The sequence below is a fragment of the Micromonospora siamensis genome (genome assembly GCF_900090305.1).
GTDB classification, from domain to species: Bacteria; Actinomycetota; Actinomycetes; order Mycobacteriales; family Micromonosporaceae; genus Micromonospora; species Micromonospora siamensis.
In genome coordinates this window covers 5,028,202-5,040,814 of sequence record NZ_LT607751.1, presented here as the reverse complement: position 1 = coordinate 5,040,814, position 12,613 = coordinate 5,028,202, and the positions used below count along the sequence as shown (strand labels likewise).

The 12,613-nt window shown below is 72.9% G+C and carries 11 protein-coding genes; 5 read left to right on the top strand and 6 right to left on the bottom strand.

From position 1 onward, the window contains the following. Positions 1-59 precede the first annotated feature (59 nt). Positions 60-749: an NADPH-dependent F420 reductase gene (locus GA0074704_RS22850; RefSeq protein WP_088973897.1), complete on the bottom strand. Its 690-nt coding sequence runs from the start codon at positions 747-749 to the stop codon at positions 60-62. A gap of 202 nt (positions 750-951) precedes the next feature. Here GA0074704_RS22850 and GA0074704_RS22845 point away from each other — a divergent pair, with 202 nt between their 5' ends. After that, positions 952-1,755, top strand: a complete 804-nt coding sequence (locus GA0074704_RS22845) for an SGNH/GDSL hydrolase family protein (RefSeq protein WP_088972399.1) — start codon at positions 952-954, stop codon at positions 1,753-1,755. A gap of 101 nt (positions 1,756-1,856) precedes the next feature. Here GA0074704_RS22845 and GA0074704_RS22840 read toward each other — a convergent pair whose 3' ends face one another. Further along, positions 1,857-2,345, bottom strand: coding sequence for a glutathione peroxidase (locus tag GA0074704_RS22840; protein WP_088972398.1), 489 nt, complete (start codon positions 2,343-2,345; stop codon positions 1,857-1,859). Positions 2,346-2,509: 164 nt separating this feature from the next. Here GA0074704_RS22840 and GA0074704_RS22835 point away from each other — a divergent pair, with 164 nt between their 5' ends. Next, positions 2,510-4,141 (top strand): glycosyl hydrolase family 18 protein, encoded by a 1,632-nt coding sequence (locus GA0074704_RS22835; RefSeq protein WP_088972397.1) that lies wholly within the window; start codon positions 2,510-2,512, stop codon positions 4,139-4,141. A 70-nt stretch (positions 4,142-4,211) separates the two neighbouring features. On the opposite strand, the gene GA0074704_RS22830 is transcribed toward GA0074704_RS22835, so the two are convergent. Beyond that, a complete protein-coding gene (locus tag GA0074704_RS22830; RefSeq protein WP_088972396.1) occupies positions 4,212-5,186 on the bottom strand; it encodes an AraC-like ligand-binding domain-containing protein in 975 nt (324 codons plus the stop codon). Between the two features lie 263 nt (positions 5,187-5,449). Continuing rightward, positions 5,450-6,358 carry a lytic polysaccharide monooxygenase gene (locus GA0074704_RS29715; protein ID WP_088972395.1) on the bottom strand — a complete coding sequence of 303 codons (909 nt, stop codon included), beginning with the start codon at positions 6,356-6,358 and terminating at the stop codon, positions 5,450-5,452. A gap of 147 nt (positions 6,359-6,505) precedes the next feature. On the opposite strand from GA0074704_RS29715, the gene GA0074704_RS22820 reads away from it, so the two are divergent. Then, the gene (locus GA0074704_RS22820; protein ID WP_088972394.1) at positions 6,506-7,912 is read left to right on the top strand and encodes a class II 3-deoxy-7-phosphoheptulonate synthase; all 1,407 of its coding nucleotides are present in this window, start codon (positions 6,506-6,508) and stop codon (positions 7,910-7,912) included. A gap of 64 nt (positions 7,913-7,976) precedes the next feature. Then, positions 7,977-8,996: a threonine aldolase family protein gene (locus tag GA0074704_RS22815; RefSeq protein WP_088973896.1), complete on the top strand. Its 1,020-nt coding sequence runs from the start codon at positions 7,977-7,979 to the stop codon at positions 8,994-8,996. 120 nt (positions 8,997-9,116) lie between these two features. On the opposite strand, the gene GA0074704_RS22810 is transcribed toward GA0074704_RS22815, so the two are convergent. Both GA0074704_RS22810 and pknB read right to left on the bottom strand, forming a co-directional pair. Then, on the bottom strand, positions 9,117-10,007 hold the full coding sequence (locus GA0074704_RS22810; RefSeq protein ID WP_088972393.1) for a deoxyribonuclease IV: 891 nt from the start codon (positions 10,005-10,007) through the stop codon (positions 9,117-9,119). After that, a complete protein-coding gene (pknB, locus tag GA0074704_RS22805; protein ID WP_088972392.1) occupies positions 9,998-11,977 on the bottom strand; it encodes a Stk1 family PASTA domain-containing Ser/Thr kinase in 1,980 nt (659 codons plus the stop codon). The genes GA0074704_RS22810 and pknB overlap by 10 nt, the downstream gene beginning before the upstream one ends. A 143-nt stretch (positions 11,978-12,120) precedes the next feature. On the opposite strand from pknB, the gene GA0074704_RS22800 reads away from it, so the two are divergent. Next, positions 12,121-12,507, top strand: coding sequence for an Rv2175c family DNA-binding protein (locus tag GA0074704_RS22800; protein WP_088972391.1), 387 nt, complete (start codon positions 12,121-12,123; stop codon positions 12,505-12,507). The last annotated feature ends 106 nt before the right edge of the window (positions 12,508-12,613 follow it).

Genomic DNA, 12,613 nt, shown 5'->3' with positions numbered 1-12,613 from the left:
GCCGGTCCGGGGCCGAGCGTCCCCGTGGGACGCCCTGTCCCGGGCCGGCGGTCACCTGATCAGCTGTCGGCGTAGCGGCGGGCGGCGGCCAGGGCGGCGCGCAGCTTCTCGGCGTCGACCGGTGCCGGCCGCTCCCAGTCGTTCACCGGGTCGGCGGAGTAGAGCGCCGCGTACGCGCTGGTGTCCCGCTGGTAGCGCCAGCCCTCGGCCAGCGGGCCGACGTCGACCGCGTCGTAGCCGAGCGAGTCCAGGAACGCGGTGACGGTGGCCTTGGCGCCGCTGTCGTCGCCGGCGATCGGCAGGGCGGTCCGGTCGGCGGCGCCGGCCGGCCGGGCCAGGGCGAGCAGGTGCTTGAAGTAGATGTTGTTGAACGTCTTGACCACCCTGGACTCCGGCAGGTGCCGCTGGACCAGCTCGCTGGTGGTGGTCGACTCGTCGTCCAGCTCCGGGAACCGCCCGTCCCGCTCGGGGTAGTAGTTGTTGGTGTCGATCACGATCTTGCCGGCGAGCGGCGCGGTCGGCACGTCCCGGTAGGCCCGCAGGGGGATGGTCACCACCACCAGGTCCCCGGCCGCCGCCGCCTCGGCCGGGGTGGCCGCCCTGGCGCGCGGCCCCAGCTCGTCGACCAGTTCCTTGAGCGTCTCCGGCCCGCGGGAGTTGCTGAGCACCACGTCGTGGCCGGCGGCGACCGCCAGCCGGGCCACGGTGCCGCCGATGTTTCCGCTGCCGATGAGTCCCACAGTCGTCATGTCCGTGGCCAACCCGGTCCGGCCCGGCGGCATTCCGAGTCCCGGTGCGTCGCAGGAAAATTTCAAGCCCCGGAAACAGTTTGGCAATGATTTGTAGTCAATGATCTTTATGGACGGCTGTCGGCAATCACCGAGCTACCGCCGCGTACGATCTTATTGATATCAATCTCCCACCACCACTTCCCACCCCCTGGAGTGCGACGTGCGGAGATCCCGTCTCGTGACCCTCGCCCTGAGCGCGGCGACATCCCTGACTGCCGTGTTCGCCCTGGCCACCCCCGCCCTGGCCGCCCCCACCGACCAGTACGTCGCCCTCGGCGACTCGTACGCCTCCGGCGTCGGCGCCGGCAGCTACACCACCGAGAGCGGCTCGTGCCAGCGCAGCACCAACGCCTACCCGGCGCTCTACAACGCCAACGTCAGACCGGCCTCCTACCGCTCGGTGGCCTGCTCCGGGGCGCGCACCACGGACGTGATCAACAGCCAGCTCGGCGCGCTCAGCTCGGCCACCACCCTGGTCAGCGTGACCGTCGGCGGCAACGACGTCGGCTTCTCGAACATCATGACCACCTGCGTGCTCTACAGCGAGTCGCAGTGCGTCGCCGCGGTGCAGGCCGCCGAGGACAAGGCCCGCAGTCAACTGCCCGGCCTGCTGGCCAACGTCTACAACGGAATCCGCGGCCGGGCCCCGTCGGCCCGGGTGGTGGTGGTCGGCTACCCCGTCTTCTACCAGCTCGGCACGCTCTGCGTCGGGTTGAGCGCGACCTCCCGCGCGAAGATCAACGAGGGCATCAACCTGGTCGACGACATCATCCGCACCGCCGCCGGCAACGCGGGCTTCACGTTCGCCGACGTCCGGTCGATCTTCGTCGGTCACCAGCTCTGCAGCTACGGCGACAAGTGGCTGCACGCGTTGAACTACACCAACATCGGCATCTCGTACCACCCGACGGCGGCCGGCCAGTCCGGCGGCTACTACCCGGTCTTCCGCAACACCGCCGGCTGATCCGGCGGTCGAGACGGTCCCGTCGGCGCGGCCGTCGACCGGTGATCGAACTCGGGCCCGGGGCGTGAGCGCCCCGGGCCCGTTGCGTGTCCGCCGACGGGTCAGGTCGGCAGGACCTTGTCGACGGCGGCGCGCAGCTCCGGCGAGTCGGGCGTGACGGTGGGGGCGAACCGGGCGGCGACCGTGCCGTCCGGGGCGACCAGGAACTTCTCGAAGTTCCACCGCACGTCGCCGGTGTGGCCCTCGGCGTCCGGGGTGCCGACCAGCGCGGCGTAGAGCGGGTGCCGATCGGGGCCGTTGACGTCGACCTTCTCCGTCAGCGGGAAGGTCACCCCGTAGTTGACCTCGCAGAACTCGGAGATCTCGGCGGCCGTGCCGGGCTCCTGGCCGGCGAACTGGTTGCACGGCACGCCCAGCACGGTGAGGCCAGGGTCGGCGTAGGAGTCGGCGAGGGTCTGGAGGCCGGCGTACTGCGGGGTGAGGCCGCAGCGCGAGGCGACGTTGACCACCAGCAGGGCCCGGCCGCGGTACTGCCCGAGGTCGGCGGGGCCACCGGCGAGGGCCCCGATCTCGATGTCGAAGACGGTCATGGGCCGAGGCTACGCGCCCGAGGTGGGGCGGCGGCGGTGACCGTCCGGACCCGTCCGCCGGGACCGAAGAAATCGATGCATGCACATCTTGACGAAGTCGTGACGGCGTGAGTAGCGTCTCAGCAACCATTTTGGAAAGTTTCCTAACAGTTAGGGGAGGCGCCATGAAGAGATCGCTCCGCCAGGCCCTCTGGGCCGGTGGCGCCGCGGTCGCGATGGCGATCGCGGCGGTGCCGGTGGCCACCGCCTCGGCCGCCGGCACCGTGACCGCCACGTTCACCAAGGTCCAGGACTGGGGGACCGGCCACGAGGCCAGAGTGACGGTCAGCAACGGCACCAGCGCCGGCGTGGACAACTGGCGCATCGAGTTCGACCTGCCGACCGGCACCACCATCGGCAGCTTCTGGGACGCCGACGTCACCAGCAGCGGCAACCACTACGTCGCCGTGAAGAAGAGCTGGGCCGGGCCGCTCGCCCCGGGCGCCAGCTTCAGCTGGGGCTACAACGGCACCGGCCCGTACGCGGCCCCGCTGAACTGCACCATCAACGGCGCGTCCTGCGCCGGTGGCGCCACCCCGCCGCCGACCACGACGCCGCCCACCACCACCCCGCCCACCACCACGCCGCCGACGACCCCGCCACCCACCACGCCGCCGCCGACCACCACCCCGCCGGACTCGAGCGGCAAGAAGGTCGTCGGCTACTTCGCCGAGTGGGGGGTCTACGGGCGCAACTACCACGTCAAGAACATCCACACCAGCGGCTCGGCCGCCAAGCTGACCCACATCCTGTACGCCTTCGGCAACACCACCGGCGGTCGCTGCACCATCGGGGACAGCTACGCCGACTACGACAAGGCGTACACCGCGGCGGACAGCGTCGACGGCGTCGCAGACACCTGGGACCAGCCGCTGCGTGGCAGCTTCAACCAGCTGCGCAAGCTCAAGAAGATGTACCCGCACCTCAAGGTGATCTGGTCGTTCGGCGGCTGGACCTGGTCCGGCGGCTTCACCCAGGCCGCGCAGAACCCGGCCGCGTTCGCCGAGAGCTGCTACAACCTGGTCGAGGACCCGCGCTGGGCGGACGTCTTCGACGGCATCGACGTCGACTGGGAATACCCCAACGCCTGCGGCCTGAGCTGCGACGCCAGCGGACCGAACGCCTTCAAGAACGTGATCGGCGCGCTGCGGGCCCGGTTCGGCTCGTCGGCCCTGGTCACCGCCGCGATCACCGCGGACGGCAGCAGTGGCGGCAAGATCGACGCCACCGACTACGCCGGCGCGGCCGGGAACCTCAACTGGCTGATGCCGATGACCTACGACTACTTCGGCGCGTTCAACGCCCAGGGGCCGACCGCGCCGCACTCGCCGCTGTACTCGTACACCGGCATTCCGCAGCAGGGCTTCTGGTCCGACGCGGCGATCCAGAAGCTCAAGGCCAAGGGCGTGCCGGCCGGCAAGCTGCTGCTCGGCATCGGCTTCTACGGCCGCGGCTGGACCGGGGTGACCCAGTCGGCGCCGGGCGGCACCGCCACCGGGCCGGCCCCGGGCACCTACGAGCAGGGCATCGAGGACTACAAGGTGCTCAAGAACACCTGCCCGGCCACCGGCACCGTGGCGGGCACCGCGTACGCGAAGTGCGGCGGCAACTGGTGGAGCTACGACACCCCCGCCACCATCACCGGCAAGATGACGTACGCGAAGAACCAGGGACTCGGTGGCGCGTTCTTCTGGGAGCTCTCCGGCGACACGGGCAACGGTGAGCTGATCGGCGCCATCCGGGGCGGTCTCGGCTGAGCCGAGCGCCGACGCACCATCCCACCCGACGGGGAGGGGCCGACCGGCCCCTCCCCGTCCGCGTGCCCGGTCACCCCCGCAGGGCCCGTTCGCGGTGCTCCCGCGGCGAGATCCCGTACGCCGTCCGAAACGCCCGGCTGAAGTGGGCGGGGTCGCGCAGGCCCCAGCGCGCGCCGATCCGGTGCACCGGGAGATGGGCGAGCCGCGGGTCGGTCAGGTCGCGGTGGCAGCGTTCCAGCCGGCCGGTGCGGATCAGGGCGGCGACGGTCGTGCCGGTGCCCGCGAAGAGCCGGTGCAGGGACCGCACCGACAGGTGGTGGGCCGCCGCCACGGTGGTCGGGGTCAGCTCCGGATCGGCCAGGTGTCGCCGGACGAACGCCTCCACCCGGCTGCGCAGCCCGGTGATCCGGACCTCTGCCGGCAGCTCACCCTCCACGTCCAGCCGGTGGGCCAGCGTTCCGGCGATCAGGTCCAGCGCGATGCGGTCGAGCCGCGCGGCGTCGGAGGCGGCGTACTGCTCCGGGTGCTCGACGACCTGCCGCAGGAAGGTGGCCAGCAGCACCGCCATCCCGGTGTCGGCTGGGATGGCGGCGGCCAGCAGCGCGTCCATCCGCCGCGCGGGCGGCGGCAGCGCGTCGTGCGGGACCAGCGCGGTGACGGTGTGCACCGGTGCCCGCTCGCCACCGTCGGGCCGGTGCGTGGAGCCGTGCGGCCGGACGGTGTCGATGAGGGCGAAGCCGGCGGGACCGAGCGGGCCGGCCCGCCGTTCCTGCGACATGACGCCGTGCCCGGACAGCGGCAGGGCGAGCTGGTACAGCTCCGGATCCGAGCTGCGGATCATCCTCGGCGTACGCGTCAGGGTGAGCGAGGGGTAGTGCCAGGCGCCCAGCCGGACCACCCCGAGGTCGACCGCGCGTGCCGAGGCGGCGAAGTCGTCGGCGTGCTCGCTGGTGATCCGGGCCGGCCCCGACTCGCGGGCGACCAGGTCCTGCCAGAAGTCGAACCGTTCGGCAGCGGGCAGCCACCCGGTGTCGACCGACGCCACGGCAAGGATGACCCGTCACCTCCTGGCGGCGGGCCCGGCGCCCACCGTCCACGGCAGACTAGCCAGCCGCCGCCCCGCCGCAGCGACTGGTGCTCGCGCACCCCCGGTGGCCGACGGGGCCCGCGCCGGAGCCGGGCCCCTGCGCCCGGTTGGGGGAGGCAAGCTCCCGGAAGATGCTGCCTCCCGTCGGGGCGAGGCGGCACCTTCAGGGGAGTCGACGGGATCTCGGGCATGGGCGGCGGGGTGGGGGAAGGGAGGCGGGGTCAGCGGGCGAGCCAGAGGGCGGGGACGTTGGGGGGTTCCCAGCCGACCAGCGAGGTGTGTGCCTGGCGGCACTGCCAGGTCCGGCCGGCGTAGCTGACCAGGGCGCCCAGCGCGTACCCGGTGTTCGGCTGCCAGGCCGGCGCGGTCGGCGACGGGCCGGTCGGGGTCGGCGACGGGGCGGGGGTCGTGGGGGTCGGCGACGGGGTGCCGGTCGGGGTCGGGGACGGGCCGGGGGAGGCGGTGGTGGTCGGCGTCGGGGACGGGGAGGTGGTGGGTGTGCCGCCGAACGTCACGTCGGAGCAGGTGTAGAAGGCTTCCGGGCTGTCCGAGCGCTGCCAGATGGAGTAGATCAGGTGCCGGCCGGTGCGCTGCGGCAGCCGGGCCGTCATCCGGTACGCCCCGTCGGTGAGCGCCGGGTCGGTGGCGGTGTGGAGCAGCTCCAGGTCGGCCCAGGTCAGTGGCCGGGTGGGGGAGTAGCCGTCCCGGGTGACGTACAGCTCGAAGGTGCCCCGGTGCGGCGCGGTGGCCCGGTAGGCGAAGGTCCAGGTGCCGCCCGAGGGGAGCGCGGTGGCCGGCCAGTCGGCGCGGGCCAGGTCGAAGCCGCGGTACTTGTCCCGGTTGGCGCTGCACAGCCGGCCGTCGGGGATGAGCTGCCGGTGCCGACCGGCGGCGTCGGCGATGTTGATCTCGTTCCAGTCGTAGAGCGCCTGGGTGCCGCCGGCCGCCACGGCGGCGCGGCAGGCGTCCGAGTCGGGCGACTCGGGGCCCTCCAGGAAGCAGGCGTAGGTGCGGCTGACCGGGGACTGCATGGAGCCGTGCGCCCCGGCCCGCCCGACCAGGGCGAGACTGAGCAGCGCGGGCGCCACGCCGACCGCGGCGACGGCCGGTATCCAACGTCGGCGATCCATCGTTCCTCCCAACAGTAAACAAACCTAACTAAAGAGTGTCGGGTACGGAGCCGGCCCCGGCAAGAGGCCGCCGTGATCCGCTCCCAACTGCCGGAACCGTCCCCCTCGACGTCAGGTCACCCGGCCGGTCGCCGTACGCTTTCTCCCATGCGCCATGAGTGGCACCAGTTGAGTCACCCCGCGGTGGGCAGCCCGGGGCTGCAGACCAGCCGACCGACCGTCGACTCGGCCGAGGACGCCGCCCTCGGCCTGGACCGGTGGCGGGACCTGCCCCGCGAGCAGACCCCGCCGTGGCCGGACCGGGCCGCCGTCGCCGAGGTCTGCAAGGTGCTCGACACCGTCCCGTCGGTCGTCGCCCCCTACGAGGTGGACCAGCTGCGGCAGAAGCTCGCGCTGGTCTGCGAGGGCAAGGCGTTCCTGCTCCAGGGCGGCGACTGCGCCGAGACGTTCGCCGACAACACCGAGAGCCACCTGCTGGCCAACGCCCGCACCCTGCTCCAGATGGCGATCGTGCTCACCTACGGCGCCTCGCTGCCGGTGGTGAAGGTCGCCCGGGTCGCCGGGCAGTACACCAAGCCCCGGTCGCTGCCGACCGACGCCCGCGGGCTGCCGGCGTACCGCGGCGACATGATCAACGGGCTCGAGGCCACGCCGCAGGCGCGGGCCGCCGACCCGCAGCGCATGATCCGGGCGTACGCGAACTCGGCCGCCGCGATGAACATGCTCCGCGCGTACCTCGGCGGTGGCCTGGCCGACCTGCACGCCGTGCACGACTGGAACAAGGGCTTCGTCAAGAACTCCCCGGCCGGCGAGCGCTACGAGGCGATCGCCCGGGAGATCGACCGGGCGCTGGCCTTCATCCGGGCCTGCGGGATGACCGAGGAGGAGGCGCTGCGCACGGTCACCCTCTACTGCTCGCACGAGGCCCTCGCCCTGGAGTACGACCGCGCGCTCACCCGGGTCTCCGACCGGCGGGCGTACGGGCTCTCCGGGCACTTCCTCTGGATCGGTGAGCGGACCCGGCAGATCGACGGCGCGCACATCGACTACATCTCCCGGATCGCCAACCCGATCGGCGTCAAGCTCGGTCCGACCACCAGCCCCGACGAGGCGATCGAGCTCTGCGAGAAGCTCAACCCGGACAACGTCCCCGGCCGGCTCACCCTGATCAGCCGGATGGGCAACCACCGGGTACGCGACGCCCTGCCGCCGATCGTCGCCAAGGTCACCGCCGCCGGCGCCAAGGTCGTCTGGCAGTGCGACCCGATGCACGGCAACACCCACGAGTCCTCCAACGGCTACAAGACCCGGCACTTCGACCGGATCGTCGACGAGGTGCTCGGCTACTTCGAGGTGCACCGCGGCCTGGAGACCCACCCGGGCGGCCTGCACGTCGAGCTGACCGGCGAGGACGTCACCGAGTGCCTCGGCGGCGCCCAGGGCATCGAGGACCTCGACCTCCCCGACCGGTACGAGACCGCCTGCGACCCGCGGCTGAACACCCAGCAGTCGCTGGAGCTGGCCTTCCTGGTGGCGGAGATGCTGCGTGGCTGACGCGAGGAGTGAGCCGGTTCTGCGAGCCCCGCAGTCGGCGGCCGAAGGGAATCCTGTGGCTGACCTGATCGATCTCCGCTCGGACACCGTGACCCGGCCCACCGCCGGCATGCGGGAGGCGATGGCCACCGCCGAGGTGGGTGACGACGTCTACGGGGAGGACCCGACGGTCGCCGCGCTGGAGGCCGAGGTCGCCACGCTCTTCGGCCACGAGGCGGCGCTGTTCGCCCCGACCGGCTCGATGGCCAACCAGATCGCCCTCCAGCTGGTGGTGCCCGTCGGCGACGAGCTGCTCTGCGACGCCGACGCGCACGTGGTCACGTACGAGATCGGCGCGGCGGCCGCGTACGGCGGGATCTCCTCGCGGACCTGGCCGGCCGTCGGCGCGGAGGTGGACCCGGACCTGGTGGCGGCGATGGTCCGCCCGGACGGCTACTTCGCGGTGCCGACCCGGGCGATCGCCGTGGAGCAGACCCACAACCGCGGCGGCGGCGGGGTGATCCCGCTGCCGACCCTGCGCCGGCTGCGGGAGGTCGCCGACGAGCACGGGCTGGCCCTGCACTGCGACGGCGCGCGGATCTGGCACGCGCACGTCGCCGACGGGGTGCCGCTGCACGAGTACGGCCGACTCTTCGACACCCTGTCGGTCTGCCTCTCCAAGGGCCTCGGCGCACCGATCGGCTCCCTCGTGGTCGGCAGCGCGGAGAAGGTCGCCCGGGCCCGGTTCGTTCGCAAGCGGATGGGCGGCGGGATGCGGCAGGTCGGCGTGCTCGCCGCCGCCGGCCGGTACGCCCTCGCCCACCACGTCGAGCGGCTCGCCGAGGATCACGCCAGGGCGGCCCGGCTGGCCGAGGCGGTCGCCCCGTTCGGGGTGCTCGCCGGTCCGGTCCGGACGAACATCGTCCCGCTCGACCTGACCAAGCACCCGCTCGACGCGAAGCAGTTCGCGGCGGCCGCCCGCGCCGAGGGCGTCCTGGTCTCGGTGCTCGGCCCGCGTACCGCCCGCCTGGTCACCCACCTGGACCTCACCGACGACGCGATCACCCGCGCCACCGAGTCCCTCACCCACACCCTCCGCGCCTAACCCCCCACCGGCCCCCGGCCCCTCGACCGACGCGTTGATCATGAAGTTGGCGGTGTGGATGATCTCTTTTGCTGCCGCAAACTTCATGATCAACGCCGCAGGGCGGGGGTGGGGGGTTGGTCAGGGGTGGAGGCGGTTGAGGGTGGCGATGTCGGTGGCGTGGCCCTCGTGCTTCTCCGTGGGGGTCTCCACGACGATCGGGATGCCTTCGGTGGCGGGGTGGCGCATCAGCTCCGCGAAGGCGGGCTCGCCGATGCCGCCCTTGCCGATGTTCTCGTGCCGGTCCCGGGTCGAGCCGCACAGGTCCTTCGAGTCGTTGGCGTGCACCAGCTTCAACCGGCCCGGCCCGACCGTCGCCACCAGGGTGTCCAGCGTCTCGGTCATCCCGCCCTCGGCGGCCAGGTCGTGCCCGGCGGCCCAGGCGTGGCACGTGTCGAAGCAGACGCCCAGCATCGGGTGCCGGTCCACCGCGTCCAGGTAGGGGCCCAGCTGCTCCACCCGGGAGGCCAGCGAGCGGCCGCCACCGGCGCTCGGCTCCACCAGCAGCATCGGGCCGCCCGCCGCGTCAGCGGCGTCCAGCAGCGGCAGCAACGTCTCGCGTACCTGCCGCATCGCCGCCTCGGCGTGCCCGGCGTCCACCGCGCTGCCGGCGTGGAACACCACCCCGGCCGCGCCGATCGCGGTACCCCGGCGCAGCGCGTGCGCCAACGTCTCCGCCGACCGTTGCACGGTGTTGCCGGTGGGGGAGCCGAGGTTCACCAGCAGGGAGGCGTGGATGTAGACCGGTACGCCGCGCTCGCCGCAGCCGTCCCGGAACAGCACGTCCTGCACCGGATCGCCCGGCGGCAGCGCCCAGCCCCGCGAGTTCGAGACGTAGACCTGCACCACCCGGGAGCCGGCCGCGTCGAGGTACGGCAGGGCCGCCCGGGCCAGGCCGCCAGAGGTCGGCGTGTGCGAGCCGACCGCCCGGCGGGCCACCGACACGACCGGACCGGTGGTGGTCACAGACATCCGATGGTCACCTGGGTGCCCGGCGGGACCTGCGCGTTCTCGCCCGGGTTCTGGAACCGGACGATGCCGTTCGGGTTGAACTGCACGTTCACCGGGAAGCCCTGCGCCTGCAACTGCTGCTGCGCCTGCGGGCAGGGCAGGTCGACCACCCGGGGCACGACCACCGCGGCCGGGCCCTTGCTGACCTCCAGCTTGACCTGGGCGCCCTTCTCGACCCCGGCGCCGTCGGCCGGGCTCTGCCCGAGGATCTCGTCCTTGGGCTTGTCGGAGTCCTTGTACGTCTCCACCGGCACCAGGCCCAGCTGGCCCAGGGCCGCCCGTGCCTCGTTGACGTTCCTGCCCACCAGCTGCGGCACGCTGATCGGCGCCCGGCCCCGGCTCACCACCACGGTGACCCGGGTGCCCGGCTTGACCTGGGTGCCGGCCTTCGGGCTGGTGCCCACCACCACGCCCTTGGGCAGGTTGTCGTCGTACCGGGCGGGGCCCTTGACCACCGCCAGCTTCAGGTTCTTCAGGTCCCCCACGGCCAGCTCGTAGTCCTTGCCGACCACGTCGGGCAGGGGGAAACGCTCCGGGCCGAGGGAGAGGACCAGGGTGATCGTGCCGCCCTTGACGATCCGGGCCGCGGAGGCCGGGCTCTGCCCGACGACCCGGTCCCGGGGGGCCTTCTCGTCGTACCGGGGCTCGCCGTAGTCGATGTTGAAGCCGGCGCGGGCGGCCTGCGCCTCCGCCTCGGTCTTGCTCAGGCTCACCAGCTCCGGGGCGACGGTGTACCGGCCCACCCCGAACCACCAGCCGGCGAGCGCCGCGACCAGCCCGAACACCACCACGACGGCGGCGATGCCGAGCCGCCCCTGCCCGCCGCCGAGCCGGCCCCGCAGCGCGGCGAGGCCACCCGCGTCGTCGGTCGGCGTGCTCGCCGCCCGCCTCCGGTGCGGCTGGGCGGCCGGGGTCTCGGGCAGCCGGGCCCAGGACGGACGCTGCGCCGGCTGCACCGCGGCCACCACCATGGTCGGCTCGGCCACCGGCTGCGGCCCGTCGGTCACCCGCCGCAGCACCGCGGTGTGGGTGTTGTCCGGCTTGCCGAGGTCCTCCCGGACGACCTGCGCCTCGGCCAGCAGGGCGCCAGCGTCGGCCGGCCGGGCCCCCGGGTCCCGTCGGGTGGCCCGGGCCACCAGGTCGTCGAGCCCGCGCGGCAGCCCCGGCACCAGCGTCGACGGCGCCGGCACGTCCTTGTCGACGTGCTGCCAGGCCACGTCCACCGGCCGGTCCCCGTCGTACGGCACCCGGCCGGTGAGCATCTCGAACAGGACGATGCCGGCGGAGTAGACGTCGGTACGCGCGTCCGCCCGGCCCTCGGTGACCAGCTCCGGCGCCACGTACGCGACGGTCGCCATCAGCTGGTTGCCGTTCTCCTCGCTGGCCTCCACCGCCCGGGCCAGCCCGAAGTCGGCGACCTTGACCACGCTGTCGACCAGGTTCGCCGGCCCGCCGGTGGGCGCCTCGGCGACCAGCACGTTCTCCGGCTTGACGTCGCGGTGGACCAGGCCGGCCCGGTGCGCGGCGGCGAGCGCGGAGAGCATCTGCTCGGTGATCGCCAGGGCCTCGTCCGGGTTGAGCCGGCGCCGCTCGGCGAGCACGTCGCGCAGGGTACGGCCGCGGACGTACTCCATGACCAGGTACGGCAGCCCGCCGTGGGTGCCCTGGTCGTAGACGGCCACCACGTTCGGGTGGGTCAGCCGGGCGATCGTCTTGGCCTCGTCGGTGAACCGGGTCACGAACCCGGCCAACCGGGACGGCGGCTCGGGCGCCTGGGTCGGGTGAATGATCTTGACCGCCACGGTGCGCTCCAGGCGCTCGTCGGTGGCGGTGTACACGGTCGCCATGCCGCCACGCGCGACGCGACCGCGAATGCGGTAGCGCCCGTCGATCAGCGAGCCCAGCAACGTGTCGGCGACCTGTGTGTCCATCGGCAGGCAGTCTATGTGTCGGGAGGGTGAAGGTTGAACAGGATGCTACAGCCGGTGGTCCGGCCGTCCTGCCCCGGCGCGCTCACGCAGGCCACGGGGGGTGCCGCTACGCCCGGGCCGGACGGACGTGGCAGGGTGGTCGGGTGACCGATTCCTTCGCCGACCAGGCTCCCGGCACCGACCTCGCCGGCCCGACCGACCCGGCCGACTGGCTCACCCTGCCCGACGTCGCCGAGCGCCTCGACGTGTCGATCAGCAAGGTGCACCAGATGATCCGGGACGGTGAGCTGCTCGCCGTCCGGCGCGACGGCGTGCGCCGGATCCCGGCCGACCTGGTGGCCAACAAGACGGTGCTCAAGCACCTGCCCGGTGTGCTGACCCTGCTCACCGACGCCGGCTACGACGACGAGGCGGCGCTGCGCTGGCTGTACCAGCCCGACGACACCCTCTCGGGCGGCACCCCGGCCCGTACCCTCGGCGGCGACCACGCCCGCGAGGTCAAGCGCCGCGCCCAGGCCCTCGGCTTCTGACCCACCCCACCCCGGCCGGCCCCTTCCACCCCGTTGATCATGAAGTTGGCGGCACTTTTCGATCAGAATCGCCGCTAACTTCATGATCAACGGCGGCCGGGCGCTG